At 54.6% G+C, this 24,812-nt stretch carries 21 protein-coding genes and 1 pseudogene; 13 read left to right on the plus strand and 9 right to left on the minus strand.

All coding sequences use genetic code 11. The features are described 5' to 3' along the window. The first annotated feature begins 61 nt into the window (after positions 1-61). From ROA7450_RS03475 to ROA7450_RS03500, 6 genes are all read left to right on the plus strand, one after another. Positions 62-961: a 5-bromo-4-chloroindolyl phosphate hydrolysis family protein gene (locus ROA7450_RS03475; protein WP_085804282.1), complete on the plus strand. Its 900-nt coding sequence runs from the start codon at positions 62-64 to the stop codon at positions 959-961. Positions 962-974: 13 nt separating this feature from the next. Further along, positions 975-2,174, plus strand: coding sequence for a toxic anion resistance protein (locus ROA7450_RS03480; protein WP_085804283.1), 1,200 nt, complete (start codon positions 975-977; stop codon positions 2,172-2,174). Further along, on the plus strand, positions 2,131-3,141 hold the full coding sequence (locus tag ROA7450_RS03485) for a DUF2927 domain-containing protein (protein WP_234999418.1): 1,011 nt from the start codon (positions 2,131-2,133) through the stop codon (positions 3,139-3,141). Before ROA7450_RS03480 ends, ROA7450_RS03485 begins: the two co-directional genes overlap by 44 nt. Positions 3,142-3,223: 82 nt before the next feature. After that, positions 3,224-4,354: an SPFH domain-containing protein gene (locus ROA7450_RS03490; RefSeq protein WP_085804284.1), complete on the plus strand. Its 1,131-nt coding sequence runs from the start codon at positions 3,224-3,226 to the stop codon at positions 4,352-4,354. A gap of 52 nt (positions 4,355-4,406) precedes the next feature. Next, a complete protein-coding gene (locus ROA7450_RS03495; RefSeq protein ID WP_085804285.1) occupies positions 4,407-5,534 on the plus strand; it encodes a TFIIB-type zinc finger domain-containing protein in 1,128 nt (375 codons plus the stop codon). Positions 5,535-5,624: 90 nt separating this feature from the next. After that, positions 5,625-6,074, plus strand: coding sequence for a DUF4279 domain-containing protein (locus ROA7450_RS03500; protein WP_085804286.1), 450 nt, complete (start codon positions 5,625-5,627; stop codon positions 6,072-6,074). A gap of 110 nt (positions 6,075-6,184) precedes the next feature. On the opposite strand, the gene ROA7450_RS03505 is transcribed toward ROA7450_RS03500, so the two are convergent. The 4 genes from ROA7450_RS03505 to ROA7450_RS03520 all read right to left on the minus strand — a co-directional run bounded on the left by ROA7450_RS03505 (position 6,185) and on the right by ROA7450_RS03520 (position 9,334). Beyond that, positions 6,185-7,207: a Fe(3+) ABC transporter substrate-binding protein gene (locus ROA7450_RS03505; protein WP_085804287.1), complete on the minus strand. Its 1,023-nt coding sequence runs from the start codon at positions 7,205-7,207 to the stop codon at positions 6,185-6,187. 108 nt (positions 7,208-7,315) lie between these two features. Beyond that, a complete protein-coding gene (locus tag ROA7450_RS03510) occupies positions 7,316-8,116 on the minus strand; it encodes a metal ABC transporter permease (RefSeq protein WP_085804288.1) in 801 nt (266 codons plus the stop codon). Beyond that, positions 8,109-8,855: a metal ABC transporter ATP-binding protein gene (locus ROA7450_RS03515; protein ID WP_085804289.1), complete on the minus strand. Its 747-nt coding sequence runs from the start codon at positions 8,853-8,855 to the stop codon at positions 8,109-8,111. Before ROA7450_RS03515 ends, ROA7450_RS03510 begins: the two co-directional genes overlap by 8 nt. A 2-nt stretch (positions 8,856-8,857) precedes the next feature. Then, positions 8,858-9,334, minus strand: a complete 477-nt coding sequence (locus ROA7450_RS03520) for a Fur family transcriptional regulator (protein WP_085804290.1) — start codon at positions 9,332-9,334, stop codon at positions 8,858-8,860. 91 nt (positions 9,335-9,425) lie between these two features. Here ROA7450_RS03520 and ROA7450_RS03525 point away from each other — a divergent pair, with 91 nt between their 5' ends. The 3 genes from ROA7450_RS03525 (at position 9,426) to ROA7450_RS03535 (ending at position 12,889) form a co-directional block, all read left to right on the plus strand. Next, positions 9,426-10,451 (plus strand): zinc ABC transporter substrate-binding protein, encoded by a 1,026-nt coding sequence (locus ROA7450_RS03525; RefSeq protein WP_234999426.1) that lies wholly within the window; start codon positions 9,426-9,428, stop codon positions 10,449-10,451. Between the two features lie 99 nt (positions 10,452-10,550). Beyond that, positions 10,551-12,434 carry an acyl-CoA synthetase gene (locus ROA7450_RS03530; protein WP_085804291.1) on the plus strand — a complete coding sequence of 628 codons (1,884 nt, stop codon included), beginning with the start codon at positions 10,551-10,553 and terminating at the stop codon, positions 12,432-12,434. Positions 12,435-12,529: 95 nt separating this feature from the next. Beyond that, positions 12,530-12,889, plus strand: coding sequence for a cupin domain-containing protein (locus tag ROA7450_RS03535; protein ID WP_159453989.1), 360 nt, complete (start codon positions 12,530-12,532; stop codon positions 12,887-12,889). A 67-nt stretch (positions 12,890-12,956) separates the two neighbouring features. On the opposite strand, the gene ROA7450_RS03540 is transcribed toward ROA7450_RS03535, so the two are convergent. Next, entirely contained in the window at positions 12,957-14,522 is a 1,566-nt protein-coding gene (locus ROA7450_RS03540) for a 2-isopropylmalate synthase (RefSeq protein WP_085804293.1), read from the minus strand. Between the two features lie 453 nt (positions 14,523-14,975). Further along, complete coding sequence (locus ROA7450_RS03545) at positions 14,976-15,422, minus strand: NUDIX hydrolase (protein WP_085804294.1); 447 nt, start codon at positions 15,420-15,422, stop codon at positions 14,976-14,978. 485 nt (positions 15,423-15,907) lie between these two features. Here ROA7450_RS03545 and aqpZ point away from each other — a divergent pair, with 485 nt between their 5' ends. Beyond that, a complete protein-coding gene (gene aqpZ, locus ROA7450_RS03550; protein WP_085804295.1) occupies positions 15,908-16,588 on the plus strand; it encodes an aquaporin Z in 681 nt (226 codons plus the stop codon). 87 nt (positions 16,589-16,675) lie between these two features. Here the strand turns inward: aqpZ and ROA7450_RS03555 are convergent, their stop codons facing one another. Continuing rightward, the gene (locus ROA7450_RS03555) at positions 16,676-18,121 is read right to left on the minus strand and encodes an MORN repeat-containing protein (RefSeq protein ID WP_143534347.1); all 1,446 of its coding nucleotides are present in this window, start codon (positions 18,119-18,121) and stop codon (positions 16,676-16,678) included. A 163-nt stretch (positions 18,122-18,284) separates the two neighbouring features. Between ROA7450_RS03555 and ROA7450_RS03560 the strand changes: the two genes are divergently transcribed. Next, positions 18,285-19,949 (plus strand): NAD+ synthase, encoded by a 1,665-nt coding sequence (locus ROA7450_RS03560; protein WP_085804297.1) that lies wholly within the window; start codon positions 18,285-18,287, stop codon positions 19,947-19,949. 70 nt (positions 19,950-20,019) lie between these two features. Here ROA7450_RS03560 and ROA7450_RS03565 read toward each other — a convergent pair whose 3' ends face one another. Further along, entirely contained in the window at positions 20,020-20,910 is an 891-nt protein-coding gene (locus ROA7450_RS03565) for a LysR substrate-binding domain-containing protein (protein ID WP_085804298.1), read from the minus strand. A gap of 156 nt (positions 20,911-21,066) precedes the next feature. On the opposite strand from ROA7450_RS03565, the gene ROA7450_RS03570 reads away from it, so the two are divergent. Beyond that, positions 21,067-21,990, plus strand: coding sequence for a dimethylarginine dimethylaminohydrolase family protein (locus ROA7450_RS03570; protein ID WP_085804299.1), 924 nt, complete (start codon positions 21,067-21,069; stop codon positions 21,988-21,990). A gap of 3 nt (positions 21,991-21,993) precedes the next feature. On the opposite strand, the gene ROA7450_RS03575 is transcribed toward ROA7450_RS03570, so the two are convergent. Next, the gene (locus tag ROA7450_RS03575) at positions 21,994-22,911 is read right to left on the minus strand and encodes an MBL fold metallo-hydrolase (protein ID WP_085804300.1); all 918 of its coding nucleotides are present in this window, start codon (positions 22,909-22,911) and stop codon (positions 21,994-21,996) included. 181 nt (positions 22,912-23,092) lie between these two features. Between ROA7450_RS03575 and ROA7450_RS21475 the strand changes: the two are divergent. Next, a pseudogene (locus ROA7450_RS21475) lies at positions 23,093-24,076 on the plus strand (toll/interleukin-1 receptor domain-containing protein); the annotation flags it as partial. Positions 24,077-24,812: the final 736 nt, after the last annotated feature.

Genomic DNA, 24,812 nt, shown 5'->3' on the forward strand with positions numbered 1-24,812 from the left:
AATTGGCGTTTTTCCTGCTCGTCCTGCTGATCTTTTATGTTTCAGTGCTCGGGGGCGTGTAATGGCGCAACGTTTTGGTGGAAAATTCAGCCCTGATAGCCCGTCGGACAAACGCACGGGGCAGCAACGCAATGCCTATGATGGGGCCAGCCGCACACGGGCCGGTGGGCGCGTGAATCTGCTGTTCATCGCGCCGCTGCCGCTGATTTACGCGGCCTTTACAACGGGGCCGACGGGACTTGCCCTTAACCTGATTGCGCTTGGCATGTTGCTTTTGGCGGCTTGGATGACACGCGAGGGGCTTAAGGCCGAAGAGGCTTATGAGGCCCGTAAGGTTGCCCGCAGACCGGGTGTGCCACGCAAACTGATCGGCGGTGTTGTGACCGGGCTGGGTTTGGCTGTGGCAGGGGTTGCCGCAGGTGCCTCTTTAATCGAACCGATAATTTACGCCATTACGGGCGCCGTTTTACATTCTTTCGCCTTCGGTTTGGACCCGATGAAAGACAAAGGCATGGAGGGCATCGACACTTTTCAGACAGATCGTGTTGCCCGCGCTGTGGATGCGGCTGAACAACATTTGCAGGCCATGAATGATGCGCTGAAAAGGGTGAATGATCGGAACGTGAGAACGCGTGTGGAACAGTTTCAGAGGACCGTGCGTGATTTGTTTCGCATCGTTGAAGCGGATCCTCGCGATCTAACCGCAGCCCGCAAATACCTAAGCGTTTATTTGCAAGGGGCGCGTGATGCGACTGTGAAGTTCGTCGATATCTTCGCCCGCAGCGGTGACCACAAAGCCCGGACAGATTATCTGGCCTTGCTGGATGATCTGGAACAGAACTTTGCCGCCCGCACCGAAAAACTGCTTCTAGATGACCGCAGCGATCTGGAAGTGGAAATCGAAGTGCTGCGTGACCGGCTTGCGCGTGAAGGCCTGAGCACGACCACACAGAATGACTAAGTGAGGAAATTTTATGTCCGAGAACGTTCGCCAAAAAGCCGAGGCCGCTCTGGCCGAAGTTGAAGAAATCAGCCAGGCGATTTTGCCCGAGCCCGTTGCCGCCAATGAGATTATCGCATTGGATCAGGCTGATGGCCCTGTCAGCAACGAGATCAAATCTCGCATGGATGAGATCGACATGGGTGACACAAACTCAATCGTGGCATTTGGGTCTGGCGCACAGGCGGAACTGCAGGAAATTTCGCAATCGATGTTGCAAGGGGTGCGTAACAAGGATGTCGGCCCAGCCGGGGATAGCCTGCGCAATATCGTCACCACCATTCGCGGCTTCTCTGTCAGCGAACTGGATGTTCGTCGCGAGCGGAGTTGGTGGGAGAAATTGCTGGGCCGTGCGGCTCCATTCGCCCAATTTACAGCGCGATTCGAAGAAGTGCAGGGCCAGATCGACCGTGTGACGGATGAGCTGTTGGGTCATGAGCACACATTGCTCAAAGACATCAAATCGCTCGATATGCTCTATGAAAAGACATTGGCATTCTATGACGAACTGGCGCTCTATATCGCGGCCGGCGAAGAGAAGCTGAAGGAACTGGATGAAAAAGACATCCCAGCGAAAGAAGCTGAAGTTCAGGCAGCAGCAGAGGACAAGCAGGTCATCACTGCACAAGAACTGCGCGATCTGCGCGCCGCGCGCGATGATCTGGAACGCCGCGTTCACGATCTTAAACTAACCCGACAGGTGACGATGCAATCGCTGCCGTCGATCCGTCTGGTTCAGGAAAATGACAAATCGTTGGTGACCAAGATCAATTCAACCTTGGTCAATACCGTGCCTTTGTGGGAAACCCAACTCGCGCAGGCGGTCACCATCCAGCGATCTTCTGAGGCCGCCGCCGCTGTGCGAGATGCAAATGACCTAACCAACGAGTTGCTGACAGCCAACGCTGCCAACCTGCGCGAGTCGAACAAGATGATCCGCGAAGAAATGGAACGCGGAGTGTTTGATATTGAAGCGGTCAAACAAGCCAATGCTGATCTGATCGGCACGATTGAGGAAAGTCTACAAATCGCAGACGAAGGCAAGACCCGTCGTGCCGCGGCCGAGGAAGATCTTAAGGCCATGGAAGCGGAATTGCGCGACACATTGGCCTCAGCCAAATCGCGCCGGGATGGCACCGGAGACAACGCTGGCACCGCAGTTCCGAACGGCTGAGACGATGACACGTCGCAGGTGGGCAGATAAGTGGGCAGGGGGGCTGGCGTTGCTGACGCTGACGGCCTGTATGACCACGCAGCCTCCTGCGCCCACTCCACTCCCTACTACGGGTGGGGGGAATGTTGCTGTGGAGACCAAGCCACCTTCAGCGCAGAGTCAATCGTTGGCTCTTTATTATGGCCGTGTTCAGGCCGACCTGCTGGTGCAAGGGTTGCTGCGCGTTGACGGTGGTGGAGTTGATACGCCGTTCACCGATACCGATCTGGTGCGCAACTTTGACCGCATCGCCTTCTACGATGAATACGCCCCTAACCAAGGCTTTCAAAAGCCGTCGGATCAGGCTGGCGGATTGCGTAAGTGGGCCGGTCCGGTCCGGTTCGGTTTGGAATTCGGTGCCTCGGTGCCTCAGGCGCAGCGCGATCTTGATACCAAGGTGGTACAGGATTACGCCAAACGTCTTGCGCGCATCACAGGGCATCCGATCAGCATGGGGAATGAACGTTCGGCTAATTTTCACGTCCTTTTCATGGGCGAAGATGACCGTGCCGAGGCCGTGCGGCGCATGCGCGAGATTGAGCCAGGCGTTAACACCGCCACGGTTGGCATGATCCAACGCCTGCCGCGTTCGATTCATTGTATTGTGGTGGCCTTTGCCGCCAATGAGCAAAGTCGGACCTATCGTCGGGCCATTGCACTGATCCGTGCAGAACATCCGAATTTGACCCGCAAATCCTGTGTGCACGAAGAATTGGCACAGGGGCTTGGTTTGGCGAACGACAGCCCTAAGGCGCGGCCATCGATTTTTAATGATGATGATGAATTCGCATTCCTGACCACACATGACGAAATGCTGCTCATGATGTTGTATGATCCGGCATTGAAAGTTGGAATGACTCGCGAAGAGGTTTTACCGTTGGTCCGAGAGATGGCGGCGGAATTGGTAAACGGACCGCCGGGCAGTTAAGCACGACAGGCCATTGTGACCTGCACCGCTGACAGGTCAACAAGGTAAGAGTTTAAAGGTGTAAGCCGAAAGGGAGATAACAATGGGCATTTTTGATTTTCTCACCGGGGAATTCATTGATGTCATCCATTGGGTGGATGACACGCGCGACACTATGGTTTGGCGATTTGAACGTGAAGGCCACGAAATCAAATACGGTGCTAAACTGACCGTGCGCGAAGGACAGGCCGCTGTTTTCGTGCACGAGGGACAGCTGGCTGATGTCTTCACACCAGGACTTTATATGTTGGAAACCAACAATATGCCGGTGTTGACCACGTTGCAGCATTGGGATCACGGATTCAAATCGCCGTTCAAATCCGAAATCTATTTTGTCAACACAACGCGATTTAATGATCTCAAGTGGGGAACCAAGAACCCGATCATGCTGCGCGACCCCGAGTTCGGACCAACCCGCATTCGCGCCTATGGCACCTATTCTGTTCGAGTGGTGGATCCGGCGCGGTTCCTGGTGGAAATCGTTGGCACCGATGGTGAGTTCACCATGGATGAAATCAGCTATCAGATCCGCAACATTATCGTGCAGGAATTCAGCCGTGCGGTCGCCGGCTCGGGCATTCCTGTGCTGGACATGGCGGCAAACACGGTTGATCTGGGCAGGCTGGTGGCGACTGCCATTTCGCAGACCATCGCGGAATATGGCCTGTCGATTCCAGAACTTTACATCGAAAACATCTCGCTTCCGCCTGCTGTCGAAGAAGCTTTGGATAAACGCACCTCTATGGGCATGGCAGGTGATCTGGGAAAATTCACCCAGTATTCCGCTGCCGAAGCCATGACCGAAGCCGCCAAAAACCCGAATGGTGGCGGCGGCATGGGCGCAGGTTTAGGTATGGGGATGGGCATGGCCATGGCGCAGCAAATGTCAGGCGGGCAGGGGCCATGGGGTGCACGCCCCGCACCCGCAGCGCCTCAGGCCGCAGCCGTGCCACCGCCTCCTCCTCCAGTCGAACATGTTTGGCACGTAGCGGAGAATGGCAAAACCCATGGACCATACTCCAAGGCCGCTTTGGGCCGCATGGTGGGGGAAGGCAAACTGACCCGCGAAAGCCATGTCTGGACTGCTGGGCTGGATGGCTGGATGCGAGCCGAGGATGTGACGGAACTGGCGCAACTCTTTACAGTGATGCCACCACCGCCACCCGCGCAGTGACTCGTTAGCCCGTACCTCACGTGCGACGATATTTGAGATAAGGTATTAGACCATGGCCCAGATGCCGCCACCGCCCCCTGTGGAAGTCGAGGAACTGCATCGTTTTCCCTGTGATCAGTGTGGAGCGGATTATGCGTTTTCCCCGGCCGAGGGGCGGCTGGTCTGCGGTCACTGCGGTCATGGCGAGGATATCACGCAGGTGCAGACGCGGGCGTTGTCCCATGCCGAGCTGGACTTCCAAGCGGCGGTAAACGACCAGCTGCCCAGTCAGGAGATCGAAGACACCCGTGTGCTGTCCTGCACCAATTGCGGCGCGCAGGTGACTTTGGACACGGATGCTCAAGCATCCGAGTGCCCATTTTGCGCAACCCCGGTTGTCACCGATACAGGCACCCACCGGCATATCAAACCCCGCGCTGTTCTGCCCTTCGCACTCGATGAGCGCACGGCACGCGGCGCGATGACCGATTGGCTGGGCCGCCTGTGGTTCGCGCCCAATGGGCTTAAGGACTACGCGCGCAAAGGGCGCAAGATGAACGGTATTTACGTGCCCTATTGGACTTTTGATGCAGATACCAAATCGGCCTATCGCGGGGAACGGGGAACGGTTTACTATGAAACCCGCACTGTTGTGCGCGATGGCAAACGCCAGCAAGTCCGTGTGGCCAAGGTACGTTGGCGGCCTGTGTCTGGCCGGGTGGCACGGTTCTTTGATGATGTTCTAGTGTTGGCGTCTAAATCCCTGCCCAAAAAATTCACCGATGCGTTGGCCCCTTGGGATCTGTCCGAGCTCGAGCCTTATAACCCCGAGTATCTCGCAGGCTTTCAGGCGGAAGGTTATACAGTTAAACTTGAAGATGGGTTTCAGGAAGCGCGTGTGCTGATGGACCGTGTTATTACCCGTGATGTGAAATTTGACATTGGCGGGGACCGCCAGCGGGTTCATGATATTCAAACACAGATGAACGATGTGACTTTCAAACACATCCTGCTGCCGGTCTGGCTGGCCGCCTACAAATATCGTGGCCAGACCTACCGTTTTGTCGTCAACGGTCGCAACGGACGTGTGCAGGGCGAACGCCCCTATTCTGCATGGAAGATCACTGTGGCCGTGGTGCTGGGCCTGCTAGCTGCCGCTACCGTTGGGTATATGTTGGCAACAAGTCAGGCGGGTTACTAATATTAAGCGCTTGAATTGTAATAGGCCTCGTTCAGATTGTTCATCCTGTCGGAGGGTAAACCTTTCCTTTAGAAAGCTCGGAGTCTCCAAATGAGTAACTCAGCAGAATATGACAGCTATGCTTACTTTGGGGTGACTTCGGAGTTACTTCTAGCGGATATCAACACTTATTTCGGTATTCCGGGTGAGGAACGTTCTTGGAGTATTGGTGATATTCGCAAACTCGGACCGGGCGGAAAATATGAATTGTCGTCTTGGAAGATGAAGAGCGGACTGAAACCCGGATTGCCTTTGGAGGACCACCTTACAGCGCTATGGCGAAGGATGGAGCGCATCCGCGAAAAAGTTTGTGAAATACCGGATGAAATGCATGGTGTCATCCAATGTGTCGGCTACTTCAAAAGCCATCGTGATGTCTGTGCACTCTCTGCGGGGCATTACATCACCGCCGCTTATTATCAATTGAATATCGACTTTGACCTTTACTTCGATGACGATTTTGGCCACGAAAACGAGGGGATGCCATATTGGAAGTGGTGATCTCAAGTAGTCATACAGTGCCGATTGATTGTTGTACCTAATATTCGTAGAATCCAAAAATAAAACAGCGCCGGAATGCGGCGCTGTCTTCAATTCATAGAGGTGCGGATTTAGTCCCAACCAACCTCATTGAAGATTGCCTGAGCCTTTTGCGCATTGTCGCTGAAGGCTGCGGTGTTGGTCTCGGTGTCAGGCTTGTAGTCACCCAGACGTGCAGTGTCTTCATCGCCAACGGCACCGGTAACGGCAGGATATTCATTGTTTGAATTCGCGAATTGCGCCTGCGCGAAATCACCGGTCAGGAATTCAAGGAATTTCACCGCGTCGTCAGCATTGGGCGAGGCTTTGGTCATTGCTGCAGTGGCCAGATTGACGTGCACACCGCGCCCGTCTTGATTGGGCCAGACCCAGCCAACGTTTTCCACGCCATCTGTCAGGCCTTTGACGTCTTTGTCAAAGGCACGCAGGAAGTAATAGTGGTTGGCCACGGCGACATCGCATTCTCCTGAGACGAGGCCGCGCAGCTGGTCCGTGTCACCGCCTTGAGGCGGGCGCGCCATGTTATCGACGATGCTGGCTGCCCATTCCTTGGCCGCTTCTTCGCCGTGATTGGCAATCAAAGACGCCAGCAAAGATTGGTTGTAGATGTTTGAAGACGAGCGGATGCAGATCTTGCCTTTCCACTCGGGCTTCGCCAGATCCTCATAAGTCTGTGGCGGAGTCTCAACACGGTCCTTGGCGTAGAAGATGATGCGCGCGCGTTGCGACAGGCCGAACCACAGGTTTTCAGGGTGACGCAGGTGGGCCGGGATGCGTTCGGCAATCACGTCTGAATTGATCGATTGCAAAACGCCAGCCTCTTCAGCACGAGCGATACGACCCACATCCACCGTTAGCAATACGTCGGCCGGGCTGTTGTCGCCTTCCGCTTCCAGACGCGCGATCAACTCATCCGCCTTGGCCTCGATCCGGTTCACCGCGATGCCGGTTTCTTCGGTGAATTTTTCATAGATCGCATCGTCAGAATCGTAGTGACGACTTGAGTAAACATTGACTTCTTGGGCCATGGCTTGCCCGCCGAAAACGGCGGTGAAAGCAGTAAGAGCCAAGGTAGAGCGAAGAGAAGGGCGCATAAAGGCCTCCGGTTCCTGATTGAAATTATCAGGAACTGGTTTGCTATTTCTGACTGAAAGAGTCAATATAGGATTGCGCGATTTCAAATATCCGCGGAATCTGACCAATCAATTGGTGCGTTCTTTGAGTAAAGCCCCCAAAGACATGCTGAAGACAAAGAACACGGCAGCACAGCAAACAATCGTTGGCCCGGTCGGCGTGTCTTGCCACAGCGACACCTGAAGCCCAGACAAAACCGCCGCCACCGCCACACAGGTGGCGATCACCATCATCGCCAGCGGCGTGCGCGATATAGTGCGTGCAGTTGCGGCTGGAATGATCAACATTGCCGTGATCAGCAATACACCAACCACCTTGATTGCCACGGCGACCACGATGGCCAAAGACAGTGTCAGGATCAGTTGTTCGCGGCGCGGATCTATTCCACTGGCATAGGCGAGATCAGGGCTGAGCGTAGACAACAGAAGCGCATTGCGCCGCCAGATCAGCATACCAACAACCAAGGCAGCCCCGCACCAGATCACCGCCAGATCCACCTTGTTCACGGCTAAAATATCGCCGAACAGATAGGCCATGATGTCGATTCGCACATTTGGCAAGAACGACACCGCGACCAGACCAAAAGCCAGCGCCGAATGCGACAGCACGCCTAACATTGTATCCATGGCAAAGCCGCGGTCCGATAGGTTTGCCACCAGTGCCGCCATGACCAACGCAATGATCATCGCCCCAGCAAAGATGCTCATGTTCAGTGCCAGTGACAGCGCTACGCCAAGGATGGCCGCGTGCGCCGTGGCATCGCCGAAATAAGCCATCCGCCGCCAGACCACAAAACATCCAAGCGGCGCAGCGGCAAAAGCGACACCCATCCCGGCCAACAAGGCGCGGGTCATGAAATCATCAAGCATGGTGGTGCTGCCCTTCGTGCGTGGTGCAATCGTGGTGATCATGGTCGTGGTCATGGCGATAGAGAGCCAATGCACCTTGCGTGCCGGAACCAAAGATTGCGCGGTACTCTGGAGCTGAGGCGACAACATCTGGTTTGCCTTCGCAACAAACGTGTCCATTTAGGCAAATCACCCGGTCGCTGGTGCTCATCACCACATGCAATTCGTGGCTAACCATCAGGACGGCACAGCCTGAGTTTTGTCGCACTTCTTCAATGTGGCGGTAAAAGTCGGCCGAACCCGGCTGGTCTAGCCCTTGTGTGGCTTCGTCCAGTATTAGCAAATCCGGTTGCTCCAACAACGCTCTTGCCAACAAGACACGCTGCAACTGACCACCAGAAAGGGCGGACAATTGCCGTGCTCCCAGATCCGGCAGGCCAGCTTGATCCAAAGCATATTGGATTCGCGCAGCTTTGTGGCGGGTCGGCAGGTTTAAAAACGCGCGTACGGTCAAGGGCAGAGTGACGTCGACATGCAGTTTTTGCGGCACATATCCAATACGTAGACACGGTTTGCGCGTGATGCGACCGGCAGTCGGCTTCAAAGCGCCGGTGATGGCCTTGAGCAGTGTCGACTTGCCTGATCCATTGGGGCCAACGATGGTTAAAATCTCGCCACGCTGAATGTTGAGGTTCACATGGCTCAAAATATTCTGACCACCCAAGGTGATGTCCAAATTTTCGACCGTTAGCAGCGTCATTATCAAGCCTGTGCTTTGCAATTGGGGCAAAGCCCCATAATTTCGACCACGGCTTGCTCGATCTCGAATCCGACGTCCCGCACAGCCTTGCCCAACATGTTTTTCACCGCTTCCATATGGGCTTCGACAACTTGGTCGCATTTCCTGCAGATCAGAAATGCCGGCATATGCTGTTCTCCAGGATGCATGCAGGCAGCGAAGGCGTTCAGGCGTTCAATTTTGTGGACAAAACCGTGTTGCACCAAAAAGTCCAAGGCGCGATAGGCCACGGGTGGTTGAGACCCAAGACCTTCTTCGCGCAACATCTCTAGGATGTCATATGCACCCATGGCTTGATGCCGTTCCAGTAATATCTCAAGCACGCGCCGGCGAACCGGGGTGAATTGCAGCTTTTCACGAGCGCAGAACTCTTCAGCCGTGTTCAGAGCACTGTTGATACAGCTATGATGATCATGCTGAGTAAAGCCAAGATGTTCCATAATTTGTCCTGCGCTGATGATTTGGGCTTGATAGGTTATACTATAACCTATAGCAAGTTCCACTGTGTTATAACATATCACTGGAATCGACATGTATCTAAAACGCACTTCTCTTTCGTTTGTCTTGATGGCTTGTATGGCGCAGGCCGATGCGCCCAATGTTGCGGCTGATATTGCACCGGTACATTCGCTCGTGGCGCGCGTCATGCAAGGGGTCGGGGAACCCAAATTGATCATTCAACCCGAAGCCTCGCCACATGGCTATTCCCTGCGCCCAACCGAGGCAGCGGCGATTCAAGAAGCAGATCTGGTGATTTGGATGGGTCCTGAATTGACCCCTTGGCTTGAGGAAAAGCTGCATACCCTAATGCAGGACGGCGAAAGCTTGGCATTGCTCGAAACTTCAGGTGGTACGATCCTGGAGTACCGCGAAGAGCATGGTTTTGGATCGCATGATCACGGCGATGAACATGGTCATGACGATGATCAGCACGACGAAGAACATCATGATGATCACGCTGACAATCACGGTGAAGATCATGAAGAACATGCCGAACATGATGATCATGATGACCACGAAGAGCATGTCGATCACGAGGGTGAAGGTCACAATCCCCACGCATGGTTAGACCCCGCGAACGCAGGAGTATGGATGCGAACCGTTGCTAAGTATCTGGCTGAAATCGACCCGGAGAATGCGGCGCAATACCAGACCAATGCCGAAGCCGGGCAGATCGAGATGGAAGCACTATTGGGAGAAGTGAACGAGCTTTTAACCTCCGCCAGATCCAAGCCCTATTTGGTGTTTCATGACGCGTATCAGTATTTCGAAGAACGTTTCGACGTACCGGCACAAGGAGCCATTGCGCTTGGCGATGCCAGCGCACCGGGGCCGGCGCGCGTTGCGGCACTGCGTGATGTAGCGCTAGATACAGGTGCGACCTGCATCTTTTCGGAACCTCAGTTTGACCCTAAGATTGCGCGCTCTGTTTTTGGCGATGATGTCACGATTGCCGTGCTTGACCCACTCGGTCATGGCCTGCCAGTGGGGATCAATCTATACCCGCAATTGATACGGAATCTGGGGCAAAACCTGGCAGATTGTCTGGGCCAATAAATTTAACGACCCACCGTTACGCTTGCACCGCGTCACAAAGATTCGCATGTTGTCACCAAGAGGTTACACGCCCCTTTGGGGCTAGTGGGAGGACAACATATGAATTTCGCGTCAAAAGATGATGCGCTGGCGATCCAGAACGAGATGCCTTGGGAGGAGCGGGACCGCCCCGCGACCCTGTATCAGATGCTGAGCAACACGGCGAAGACGTTTCCAAATCGCCCGGCGGTCAGCTACCAATTGTTGTCCGGTCCAACCGACAAGGCGCAGACTCAAACCTGGAAAGAGTTCCATGATCAGGTATGTCAGGTGGCCAACTTGTTTCGGTCGCTTGGCATTGGAGAGCAAGATGTTGTGGCGCTGGTTCTGCCCAACTGCCTTGAGACAGCAACAGCCACTATCGGTGGAGCGATTGCCGGGATTGTGAACCCGATCAACCCGCTGCTCGAACCCGAGCAAATCGGGGCAATCCTGCGTGAAACCAATGCCAAGGTCGTGGTCACATTGCGCGGTTTCCCAAAAACCGATATCGCTCAGAAAACGCACGAGGCGGTGAAATTCGCCACCAATGTGAAAACCGTGCTCGAGATTGATCTCAATCGGTATCTCACCCCACCCAAAAGCTGGATCGTCCCACTGATCCGGCCAAAAGTTGAAGTGCAACATGGCGCCGACGTTCGCGATTTCAACAAGGAGATGGCGAAACACGGCAAGGCGTTGTCTTTCGCTGATTCTACCGGTGATCGTGTCGCAGCTTACTTCCACACAGGTGGCACAACCGGCATGCCCAAGGTGGCACAGCACCTCTATTCGGGCATGGTCTATAACGGTTGGCTTGGCCACACGCTGTTGTTTGATGAAAATGACAGTATCATGTGCCCGCTGCCCCTGTTCCACGTTTTCGCGTGTCATGTGATCTTGATGGCAATGATCAAATCCGGCGCACATGTCGTGTTCCCGACCCCAGCCGGGTATCGGGGTGATGGCGTGTTTGATAATTTCTGGAAGCTCTGCGAACGCTGGAAAACCTCCTTTGTTATCACCGTCCCCACGGCTGTTTCGGCTCTAATGCAGCGCGAAGTGGATGCCGATATTTCAACTGTTAAAAACGCCTTTTCCGGTTCGGCCCCGATGCCGCTGGAACTGTTTAACCGGTTTGAGGGCGCCACCGGCATGACCGTGATCGAAGGTTACGGCCTGACTGAGGCCACTTGTTTGGTGTCCTGCAACCCTCCCGGCGGCGAGAAGAAGGTTGGCTCTGTCGGGGTGCCTTTGCCCTATACAGATGTCAAAATCATCACGGCAACTCCGGATGGCCCGGTGGAATGCGAGGTGGATACCGTTGGCGAAATCTGCATCTCGAATCCAGGCATCTATGCGGGGAACACCTATACCGAGGCCGAGAAAAACGCCGACCTTTATCATCACGACAAATATCTGCGCACGGGTGATTTGGGCCGTATCGACGAAGACGGCTATCTCTGGATCACCGGCCGCGCCAAAGATTTGATTATTCGTGGGGGGCATAACATCGACCCGGCCGAGATCGAAGAGGCGCTGATGGCGCATGATCAGGTGGCCATCGCGGGCGCGATCGGTCAGCCCGACGCCCACGCGGGTGAAATCCCTTGCGTCTACGTTGAACTGGTCGAAGGCGGCACTGCGACAGCGGACGAACTGATGGCGCACTGCAAGGAACACGTGCATGAGCGCGCTGCTGTTCCAAAGCATGTCGAGATCATGGCCGAATTGCCCAAAACCGCCGTTGGCAAGGTCTTCAAGCCTGACCTGCGCAAACGTGCGATCACCCGCATCTATAATGCGGCGCTGGACGAAGCGGGCGTGGCGGCGCAGGTGGTCGAAGTCATTGACAGCAAGAAGCGCGGCCTTGTCGCTCAGGTACAGAAAACCGGTGACGTGGATGAGGAAGAGCTCGGCCATGTGCTGGGGCAATTCGTGCGCCCGTGGGAGTGGGCGGAGTAATCCACTTCGATTTAGGCATTACAAGGGGGCTGGCATATCGCCAGCCTTTTTTTCATGCTATGCAGCGAAAAGCATGCCAAAGCAGGAGAGTGCCTATGATCACCCAGGACGATTTCCGTCTGAATCCAAACCCGCCCACGATGGTACCATCAGATATGACACCACAAGAGGCCTTCACCACGGCAGACAAAACAGAACTGATCGCTGAAGCCTTTGCCACGGATGACGAATCCGTTCTTGCTGGTGTGTGGGAATGCGCCCCGTGTAGAGAAGAGATCGAAGCCTATCCTGTGCACGAAATGATGACCCTCATTTCCGGAGCACTCACGCTGACGCATCCCGATGGTAGAGCAGAACATTTCAAGGCGGGGGATACCTTTTTCATCGCCAAAGGCTCGCCTGTGGTCTGGGAAATCACCGAGCGCCTGCGCAAGTATTATATGATTACGACTTGACCATTGGGACCGAAACGAAAAGCCCGGGGAATTCCCCGGGCTTTTGTGGTTCTTTATTTGAAGGGCCTTACGACACGTCTTTGTAGCTGACCTCTGGCGTGTCACCGCCGGTTTTCTCGCGGCGCACCAAAAGACGGTTGAGCGCGTGAACATAGGCCTTGGCCGAGGCGACAACCGTATCGGTATCCGCCGACTGACCGGTGACGATGCGGCCTTCTTCTTCCATGCGGACACTCACGGTGGCTTGCGCATCGGTGCCTTCGGTCACGGCATGCACTTGGTAAAGCTGCAAACGCGCATCGTGCGGGAAGAGGTTCTTGACCGCGTTGAAGGTCGCATCAACAGGGCCGTCCCCTGTGGCTTCGGTGCTGTGTTCTTGACCGTCGATGTCCATCACCAGTTCCGCCTGTTGCGGCCCGCCAGTGCCGCAAACAACGCGGAGCGATTTGATCTGCAAGCGCTGGCTTTCTTCATCGGCGCCGGTGCTGACCAAGGCGATCAGGTCATCGTCGTAAACTTCTTTCTTGCGATCGGCGAGTTCCTTGAAACGTACGAAGACGTCGTTCAACTGGTTGTCGGCCAACTCGTAACCCAAGTCCTTGAGCTTGGCGCGCAACGCGGCGCGGCCTGAGTGTTTGCCCATGACCAGATTGGTCTCGGTCAGGCCCACGTCTTCGGGGCGCATGATCTCGAAGGTCTCTGCGTTTTTCAGCATGCCGTCCTGGTGAATGCCGGATTCATGGGCAAAGGCGTTCTTGCCGACGATGGCTTTGTTGGGTTGAACCTGGAAGCCGCTGACGGTGGAAACACGGCGGCTGAGGTGCATCAGTTTGGTGGTATCGATGCCAGTTTTCCATGGCATGATGTCGCCGCGCACTTTCATCGCCATAACCACCTCTTCCAAGGCGGTGTTGCCGGCACGTTCTCCTAAGCCATTGATTGTACACTCAATTTGCCGCGCGCCTCCAGCCACGGCGCCAAGCGCGTTGGCGGTGGCCATGCCCAGATCGTTGTGGCAGTGGGTGGCAAAAATCACTTCATCCGCCCCCGGGACGGTTTCGATCAGATTGCGGATCAGATCAGCGGATTCAACGGGCGCAGTGTATCCAACGGTGTCGGGGATGTTGATGGTAGTGGCCCCGGCCTTGATCGCGATCTCGACCACGCGGCAGAGATAATCCCATTCGGTTCGGGTTGCATCCATCGGTGACCACTGCACATTGTCGCAAAGATCACGCGCATGGCTGACGGTTTCGTGGATACGGTCGGCCATTTCATCCTGATTGAGGTTCGGAATGGCGCGGTGCAAAGGCGAAGTGCCGATGAAGGTGTGAATGCGTGGCTTTTCAGCGTGTTTTACCGCTTCCCAGCAACGGTCGATGTCCTTGAAGTTGGCACGTGCCAATCCACAAATCACTGAATTATTTGCATTTTGTGCAATCTCGGTTACCGCGCGGAAGTCGCCCTCGGAGGCGATGGGAAAGCCAGCCTCGATAATGTCGACGCCCATTTCGTCCAGCAGCCCGGCAATTTCGAGCTTTTCATCATGGGTCATGGTGGCACCGGGGCTTTGCTCGCCATCGCGCAAAGTGGTGTCAAAGATCACTACGCGGTCTTTGTCTGTATTGGTCATGTCGGGTCTCTTTGTTTTGTCCTAAGCCTGTGGCGCGAAAATGCACATCCTCTGAGCGGTCGCGCCGAACGATGGCACGCTCAGAGGCGGCTTAGGAGTAGCAGAATAGACGCAGACGCGGCACCAAGGGCGCGCGGAATCATTGCGATATGCTGCTGCTGTTTCATGCGGAGAATTATAGAGCTTGCGCCGGGGAAGGAAAGCCCCAATTCGCATCGGATATGCGAGGAAGGTTTGTACAAGTTGTACAGCTTGTACGTGGGTTTTGTACAAAACTCTGGTGTTAGGACATTGGGCGCCTGCGGCGCGCAGGTTTGTCTCGTTGTCGGCCTTTGGCCTCCGCCTCGGGTTTGCCTCCGGCGGAGATACTTAGTTCAGATGAAACGGGCGGATTGGGATGTGTTTGGAAGGCCGCAGCAGGTTAGCAAAGACGTGCCACGACAGGAGTTGAGATCAAGCTTCTAGAAAGGGTTCTAAAAGTTCCATCAGCTTTTCTGGAAATATGGTTTCAGTAGTACTTAAGAGTTCTGCCTGTGACCACCAGTGATGCTGATTGAGATAAATTTTCTCTAAACTGCTTAACCGGTCTTGGCAGATCGTATTGGAAGGTGTTCTGATCATGAAGTACCTCTCATCTGCTTTTACAAACTCCCCTGAGGGGATTTGAAATACAGGCGCGTGTTGGCCAATTTCTCTTCCGATGTCGTGCACCAGACCTGTTTCTTCAAGCAGTTCGCGTTGCGCGGCTTGCTCGAAGCTTTCATCTTTTTCTACGCCACCACCGGGGGTGGCCCAATAATCTTGGCCAGCAAGTGGGCCGTCATTGAAGGTGTAGCGAAAAAGTAGAATACGATCTTCAGGGTTTAAAACTAAAATCCGCGCGGCAGGCCTTGTTCTCATGAGAGTGTCTCCGCTGTGAAGTGGTATCCTTGAAAGCCGATCGAGGCTCCTAGCATGAAAATTGCCGGTTCAGAGGTCGCCGGCATCAATTCCCGAGTTATGCTCACTGTCATAGCGAGACGCATTTTCACGCTTTCTCCTTTTCGCAGGGGAATCGAAAACAGTAAAAATGAAATGTGCCGCCAGAGCGAAAATTGCGATTGGTGCCACTGCAGTTATGAAATCTGATAGCATTGGCACCTCTCTTGTCCGTCTCCTTAAAATTGCATTTTTCTAAGAGATTAGCAACTTTTGAGTTCTGTGAAAGAGCTGGTGCAGCGCTGGGCTGGCACCCACCCAACGGGCAAACGAGTGGGTGGGTTTCGGGCAAAATCATTATTTTTGATGATCTTAGCCCAAAATTTCCCCGTTTATGTTATGCTGCGTTCAGCGCAGGGTCATGCGCAGGTCCGGGGAACGGCCCGGAAGGCAAAAGGAACAGTGAAATGAAGAAGCAGATAGCAGAATTTATTGGCACGTTTACGTTGGTCCTGCTGGGCTGTGGCGCGGCGGTGATTGCGGGGGATCTGATCGGCTTTGCCGGGATCAGCCTCGCGTTTGGTCTGGCGTTGATCGGTATGGCATATGGTATTGGCCCCGTGTCGGGCTGTCACATCAACCCGGCGGTGTCGCTGGGCGCGGTGGCGGCAGGCCGGATGGAGATGGGCGAGGCGGTGAGCTACATCATCGCGCAGGTCGCCGGTGCCATCGTGGCCGCATTGGTGTTGATGGCCATTGCTAGCGGAACCGAGGCCTATAGTGTCGCTGAAAACGGTCTGGGTCAGAACGGTTGGGGTGCCGGATATAACGGCGAGTACAGCATGATGGCCGCGCTGGTCTTTGAGATTGTTGCAACCTTCCTGTTTATGGTGGTGATCCTTGGCTCGACCGGGGCAAGCGCGCCTGCAGGCTTTGCCGGGTTGGCGATTGGTCTGGCGCTGGTGGTGATCCACCTCGTGGGCATCAACGTGACCGGTGTGTCGGTAAACCCTGCGCGCTCGATCGGGCCTGCATTGTTTGTGGGCGGCACCGCATTGTCGCAACTTTGGTTGTTCATCGTGGCCCCGATTATCGGTGCCGTGGCGGCGGGCTTGCTATTTCGCAGCGGATCATTGGACGGCGAATAAAATACAAATAGGGGTCGGACTGAACCGACCCCTATCTATTTCTATCCGTCAAATTCGTAGGCTGACCCCCGCCGCAATTTCAAAGTGCTATTCGACAGCAGCCTCTTCAGATCCTGTATCTTCGTCTTCGGAGGCTTCGGCATTGGCCAAAATACCGTTGTCCCATTCGCCGGATTCTTCTGCGCCTGTAGCATAGCGCATGGTGCCGTTGCCCTGACGTTTGCCGTTCTTAAACGTGCCTTCGTAGATGTCACCATTTCCGTAGGTAGCTTTGCCGCTACCGCTGATTTCACCGCTTTTCCAGTCGCCGGTGTAACTGAAGCCGTCAGCCATCTTGATCGAGCCTTGGCCATCGCGTTGACCGTTTTTGAAGGTGCCCACATAGACGGTTCCATCAGGATAGGTGGCAATGCCCTGGCCGTTGCGTTGGCCATTTTCCCAAGTGCCGTTGTAGTTGTAGCCATCGGGGTAAGTCATAATGCCTTGCCCTTGAAGCTGCGCGTTGACGAATTCTCCTTCGTATATCAAACCGTTGGGGTAGGTTGCTGTGCCCTGACCCTCGATCACACCACCGACCCATTCTCCATCGTAGGTGGCCCCGTCCGGGTAGAGGATTTTGCCTTGACCATTGGCCAGATCGTTTTCCAGTTCGCCCTCGTAGACGGAACCATCAGGATAAGTGACCGTACCGGAGCCTGCGATTTTGCCTTCATTCCAGCTGCCAGAGTATTTGTATCCGTCGATACCGGCGAAGGTACCGGTGCCGTGGCGATGGTCATCCTTGAAGTCGCCTTCGTAACTGTCACCATTGGCGTAGGTGACCTTGCCTTTGCCTTCGCGACGGCCATTGACCAGCTCGCCCTCGTAGATGTCGCCATTGGGTTGAGTCAATTTCCCGGTGCCATCGATCTGACCAGCTTTCCATAGGCCCGTGTAGACCAGCCCGTCAGACATGGTCAGGGTGCCCTCGCCTTCGCGCTCCCCATTCAGAACTGCACCATCATATCGTGCGCCGTCAGGGTAAGTGATCTTGGCTGTGCCCTCTTTCACGCCGTTGACCCAATTGCCGTCATAAACGTAGCCCGCCGGGCTGGTCATAACACCAAACCCATGGTGAATGGCATTGCGGAACTCGCCCTCGTACCGGACGCCATTGTTATAAAGGGCGATCCCCTGACCGGTGATTTTTCCGTCTTGCCAATCGCCTTCGTAAGTGCCGCCATCGAGGAAAGTGATTTTGCCGACCCCTGCGGGCTTGCCCTTGGCGAATTCGCCTTCATAGAGCGAACCGTTTGGAAAGCGGGCAGTGCCCTTGCCGCGAATTTCACCCTCGAGCCATTCGCCCACGTATTTGTAGCCATTGGGAAGCGTGTAAGTGCCGATGCCGTGCTGCAGACCGTCCTTGAACGTGCCCTCGTAGACGCCGCCATCATCATATTCTTTGGTTGCGACCTCGCCCTCTTGAGCGAAGAGCGGGCTGGCTGTCGCCATCAAGGCCGCCATCAGTGCAATACTGGTGAGTCTATGTATCATGCTATTCCCTGCATCTCTGGCCATGTATGGGCCACCACCCCCCGCGGGTTGGATGGAAATCTAGAGGACCAAACGCGCGGTGACAACGGGGTTTGGGCAAATCCGCTTTCACTTATGTGATGATCTGCTAAATCAGAGGGGATTTTGGTACGAGGCACGACGTATGACCGACAGGTTTCGCCTGACATTGGCACAATTGAACCCCACCGTGGGTGATCTGGATGCAAACTTCGCGCTGGCGCAGGATGCGTGGCAGCAGGGCCGGGATGCCGGCGCACAGATGGTGGCGCTGCCCGAAATGTTCATCACCGGCTACAATACACAGGATCTGGTGATGAAGCCCGCGTTTAACAGAGCAGCGATTGCCAAGCTGGAAGAACTTGCCGAGGCCTGCAAGGACGGCCCGGCACTTGGTATCGGAGGGCCGGCGGTTGAAGGCGAGGGATTGTATAATGCCTATTACATCCTCAAGGGCGGGCGAATTACGGCGCGAGTGCTGAAGCACCATCTGCCGAATGAGACCGTGTTTGATGAAGTGCGGATTTATGACGCCGCGCCAGTTGGTGGGCCATATGTAGTAGATGACGTTCGAGTCGGTAGCCCGATTTGCGAAGATAGCTGGCACGAGGATGTGCCCGAAACGCTGGCGGAGACGGGGGCAGAGTTTCTGTTGGTGCCCAATGGCTCGCCGTACTACCGCGACAAGATGGAAGTGCGGCAGAACCTGATGGTTGCTCGGGTGATCGAGACTGGCCTGCCGTTGATCTATCTGAACCTTGTCGGCGGGCAGGATGATCAGGTGTTTGATGGCGGCACCTTTGCGCTTAACCCCGGTGGGGAACTGGCGCTGCAGATGCCAGTAATGCGGGAAGCGGTGACGACGATCGACCTGACCCGCGGTGACGAGGGCTGGCGGATTGAACCGGCGGAGCTGGCCCGGATCCCAGACTCGTTTGAACAGGACTATCACGCCATGGTGCTGGCGCTGCGCGATTATCTGCGCAAGACCGGGTTCAAGAAGGTGTTGCTGGGTCTATCTGGCGGGATCGATAGCGCAATTGTTGCCGCTGTTGCGGTGGATGCGCTGGGTGCCAACAATGTGCGCTGCGTGATGCTGCCGTCAGAGTATACCTCGCAAGCGTCATTGGATGATGCCAAGGCGATCGCGGAAAATCTGGGCTGTCGCTATGATTTTGTGCCGATTGCTGAGGGGCGGGCGGCGATTACCAATACATTGGCACCATTGTTTGATGGCACCGAGGAAGGGCTGACCGAGGAAAACATTCAGTCACGCCTGCGCGGGTTGCTGTTGATGGCCCTGTCAAACAAGTTTGGCGAGATGCTGTTGACCACGGGCAACAAATCCGAAGTCGCGGTGGGCTATGCCACGATCTATGGCGATATGAACGGCGGCTATAACCCGATCAAGGACATGTACAAGACGCGTGTTTTTGACACCTGCCGCTGGCGCAATGCCAATCATCGCGATTGGATGATGGGGCCGGGTGGTGAAGTGATTCCCGCGAATGTGATCCAGAAACCGCCAAGTGCAGAGCTGCGCGAAGATCAGAAAGACAGTGATTCACTGCCCGACTATCCGGTACTGGATGCGATTTTGGAAATTCTGGTGGATCAGGACGGTAGTATTGAAGATTGCGTTTCCGCCGGGTTTGAACGGGATGTGGCCAAAAAGGTCGAGCATCTGCTTTACATCAGCGAATACAAACGTTTCCAGTCAGCCCCGGGCACGCGCCTGTCGAAAAAAGCCTTCTGGCTGGATCGGCGGTATCCAATTGTGAACCGGTGGCGGGATGGCAGCGGATCTTGAACCGGGGAAAGGGTGCAATCCAATCGCTTTCTTTGAAACGCCGAAATAACAAATAAAATTTGACTTCTTTTCAAGTCCCGGGATCTGGCAGCTGATCCAAAAGCCATTGGCGAAAGGCGACGATATTTGCGATCTCGGCTTTTGCGGGGGGGATGGCAAGGTAGTAGGACTTAAGGGATTGGATCGCCAGATCAAAGGGGCGGATCAACTGGCCGTTTGAGATGGCTTCGCCGCAAATGAATTCATCCCCTAATGCGATGCCCTGCGCCTTGATCGCCGCGTTATAAATCAGGTTCATATCCGCGAAGATGATGCCTGGCTTGATTGGTTTTGAATGAACATCCGCCAGCTTCAGCCAGCGCTCCCAATCCTCACGCTCGGACAGGTGCAAGAGCTCACTACGAAGAACATCCGCCGGGGTCTGCACGTTGCCCATTCGATTGGCCAATGCCGGGCTCAGTAAGGGCGTGAACTCAACTTTCTTCAAAAGCTCAACGTTTACACCTGTGAGGGTTTCATTGGAAAATGTAATGAATACATCAGCTTCCGGATTAGATGCTTCGTCTAATGTGCGGGGTGTGATGATGGATAGCGCGACATCGGGACAGATGGTGCGAAAGCTTTCAATCTTGGGGCTGAGCCAGCTTGCAGCAAACCCGGGGGTGCAACTGATCGTCAGTTGACCCGAAAGCCCGTGCGCCGCGTTGCGCGAGGCGGAGCCGCTGATTTGTGTCAATGCGCCCCTGACATCTTGGGCAAAGGCCTCACCACGACTGGTGAGAATGAGACGCGTTCCCACGCGGTTGAACAGAGCAAAACCCAGATCCCTTTCCAACAATCGCAACTGATGGCTGACGGCGCTGCGTGTCAGGTGCATTTCCTCTGCCACCGGTCGCACCGCCCCGTGGCGCGCAAAACTTTCCAGCGCGCGTAGGGCTTGGGTCGAGGGGATACGGGTCATTTAATTCTCTCTTTCTGCAGCACTGTACGCAATCTTGAGAGTGTTCACTAAGGATTTGACAAAAATAATTTGTCAGTATGGCGAAAAAGTTTCACTTGGAATTTGTCGATCAATTGGCTTGAATTCCGGGCAACCGAAGATGAGCGAGGAACTCCTATGGCACTCGGTAAATCAACTGGCGACTTTACATTACAACGCCGCAATACGAACGGAGGCACCGCGCCGCTGACCAACTGGGGCTTTCGCAATGAGACGGATCCTTTGACCGATGTGCTGTTGGGCTCACCCGCGCATTTGTTTCATCGGGCGACCTCGAGCCTGTCGCGCAAGCACCTGCGCGAGGCCCCCTGCAATATCCAGACCGCGCAGGCACAGCACGCCGAACTGGTCGATGCCTACCGCCATTTCAACGTGAACGTGCATATGCTGGAGGCTGAGCCCGAGCTGACGATGCAGGTCTATTCGCGCGACAGCAGCTGTATGACACCTTATGGGGCGTTTATCACCGCCATGTCGCAATGGTGGCGTCGGGGTGAAAACTATGCCGCGATCCGGGCTTACGAAAAGCTCGGCATTCCGATCTATGACATGGTCACGGCGGGCACCTTTGAGGGCGGTGATTTCAATGTGATCGAGGAAGGCTGCGTACTGATCGGATGCGGCGAGGCCCGCACCAACGAAGCCGGGGCCAAGCAGGTTGCGGGCTGGTTTGAAGCCGAGGGCTGGGAAACCCGGATTGCCTATATCGACGAATATTACGTGCACATCGACCTGATGGTCGTGCCTGTGGCGGATAAGCTGACTGCCGTTTGTCTGGCCTGTACCGAGCCTGCGATTGTTGAGTGGCTCAAGGCGAAAGGCCATGAGATCATCGATGTGCCCTTTGCCGACACCATGGCGCTGGGCTGCAATATGATGTCGCTGGGCAATGACAAAGTGATCGCGCCGTCGTCGTCAACCGTGTTGATCGATCAGCTGCGCGCCCGCGGCTTTGAGGTGGCCGCCGTGGAGACGGCCGAAATTTCAAAAACCGGAGGTGGCATTCACTGCATGGCGCAGGCGCTCAAACGCGTGGCCTAAGGGTCAAAGCTGGAGCTGATAGCTTTCGGGCACATAGACGTAGCTGTTGCCGTGGGCCAATACATAGCCGACACCGGGCCATGGCATGTGATAGCCGACAAAGGGGACTTTGTCTGCAGCCATCATATCCAGCAGACTGCGGCGGGTGGCGGCTGCAGCGGCTTTGTCCATGTCGAACTTCACTTCCCAATCGGGATGCGCCAGCGACCAGACATAGTGGTTGGCAAAATCGGCGGCGATCAAGAGCTGCTGACCATCGCTTTCGATCATATAGGTCATGTGGCCGGGGGTGTGGCCAAAAGCCGGGACCGAGGTGATGCCTGACACGACGTCCTGTCCGCCCTCAAGCATGGTGGTCTGATCACCCAGCGGACGCATCAGGGCTTCAAACCCTTCGTTCCCGGCTTTGGCCCAGGTATCAAATTCCACCCGTCCGGTTATATAGCGCGCGTTGGTGAATGTTGGTGAGCCATCGGTCATCAAACCACCGATGTGATCTGGGTGCATGTGTGTGATGACTACGACGTCAATCTGATCGGGGGCGTAGCCTGCGGCTGTCACGGCGGCGGCCATGCCTGCGCCATTCAAGCCTGTGTCAAACAGCACCAGCTCACTCCCGGTATTGACCAGCGTGGGGGTGAAAAAGAACTTGGCTTTGTCGGTTGGCAAGTTGGCCGCGGCTGACACTTCGGCAAATTCCTCGGGGCTGACATTCATGCCAAAGATTTGTTGTGGGCCTTCGACGGTGCGGCTGTCGACCAGCAGGGTTGTGACCTCAAACGCACCAACGCGGAAGCGATTGAACGGCGTGACGGCGGCCCCCAGCATCGGGGCGGCGGCCTTGACTGAGGTGGCTGCAGCCAGCGGTGCGGCGGCGGCGGCGGTCAGGAATGTGCGGCGGGCGAGTTTTGTCTGGTGCATGATAGTCTCCCTTGGATGCGCGGATGATAGCGCGCTGGGCCATGGTCGGGCAGGGGGAGTCACGCTATTGTGAGGAAGCGGGTATGTATAAATAGTGGGGGTACAATTATCAGTTGACCGTTTGCCCAACCCGTGTACCAATTTAATATTGAAAGTACATCATGGTTAATGGAATTAAGGCTTGCCATCTTTTTCACGGACACTCGAAATTGCGGTTCATGCGGCTCTGGAATTTGCAAATGCTCGCAGGCATGAATTCACAACACTCGAACATCTCTTACTTGCGCTTATAGATGAGCCAGACGCATCTAGAGTGATGAAAGCCTGCAGTGTTGATTTAGACCGATTGCAAGAGACACTTATCGATTTTATTGATGAAGGGCTGGCAAATCTCGTGGTCGACTATGAAGGCAATGAGTCTGTACCGACTGCAGCCTTTCAGCGAGTTATTCAGCGTGCTGCAATACACATTCAATCATCGGGTAGAACAGAAGTGACTGGTGCAAACGTAATCGTAGCAATGTTTGCAGAAAGGGAAAGTAAAGCAGCGATTTTTTTACATGAGCAAGATATGACGCGCTACGACGCTGTGAATTTTATTGCTCATGGCGTGGCCAAAGATCCAGCGTATAATGAATTTAGACAAGTAGAGGAAATTGAAGGCGATTGGGATGAGGAACCTGCCGACGAAGAAGAGCGCTTAACAGAAGCCGAATGGCGGGCTCGATACATGCCGATAGAGACGCAAAGTTCTAGTGAACGAGACGGCAAGATCGAGTCTGAAACTAAAACTCGGAAAAAGGTAATTTCTTCCGGTCCATTTGTGTTTTTGTCTTATGCGCATTTGGATCAAGAAATCGTCACAAATTTTCTGCCGTTTATACACAGCAAAAATATTAGAACATGGTGGGATCAGGACATAAGCCCGGGAGATGAATGGCGTTCAGAAATTGCTGACAAGCTGGAAAAGTCCAACGTTATTCTCACTTTTTGGACGGAAAGCAGTACGGTTTCTACTTCAGTAATCGAAGAGGCATCGACTGCGCAGTCTAAAAAGAAACTTGTTCACGTGAGAATGGATGATAGCACAATTCCATACGGTTTTTCTGAGACGCAATATGTAGATTTGCGAGCTTGGGATGGCACCGAAAGCGATCCTAACTTCCAGCGGCTGATTTATGCGATTCAGGACAAGCTTGGCAGCCAAACCATTGAATTTGCAAGTTCCAGAATTTCGCACTCAAGTCCCATGGAGATCGTGGCGCGAGAGGGGAAGCTGTCAGTTAAGGATGCGCCTTCAAACGTACCGCCGGAAGTTGTTAACCCGATAGATTTGGATGTGCGCCTGAAGGGCGTCCAGCAAACATTGAACAACATGTGCATGATGTGTTCTGACAATAGAACATATCAGTTACCTCATACTCTTCATCATTGTTTGGAAGCACTAAAATCTGCGGCCACCACAGAACCTGTGACGTGGTATGCTTTGGAAGACGCAAAGTGCCTTTTAGTAGATTGCATGACTGATAGTTATGCGGCTGAAACTTGGAACGTCGTTGTATACAAGGGACTTTCCAACTTGATTGTCCGAATTGAAGAAATTCGGCCATTGTTACAACCAAGGCAAATCGACCCGGAGACAAATGAAGCCAAGCCGCCACCTCCCGAACCGACAATTAGGGAAGATCAAATATCTGACGTCGTTAGTATAGCAGAAGATGTGAAATCTGAGCTTTCCTCCGCAGAAAGTCAGGATGTTTTAGATAACAACACCAAGCAAAACTTTGAAAGTACGGTTGAGCAAATTGCCGAATTGGGTGCATCCACCGAACCGAAAGATAAAAAGCTATTCAAACTTCGTCGGGCAATGAAAGGATTGGCGTATTTAACTGGCGGGGTCG

Origin of the sequence: Roseovarius albus (genome assembly GCF_900172335.1) — a bacterium.
Lineage (GTDB): Bacteria > Pseudomonadota > Alphaproteobacteria > Rhodobacterales > Rhodobacteraceae > Roseovarius > Roseovarius albus.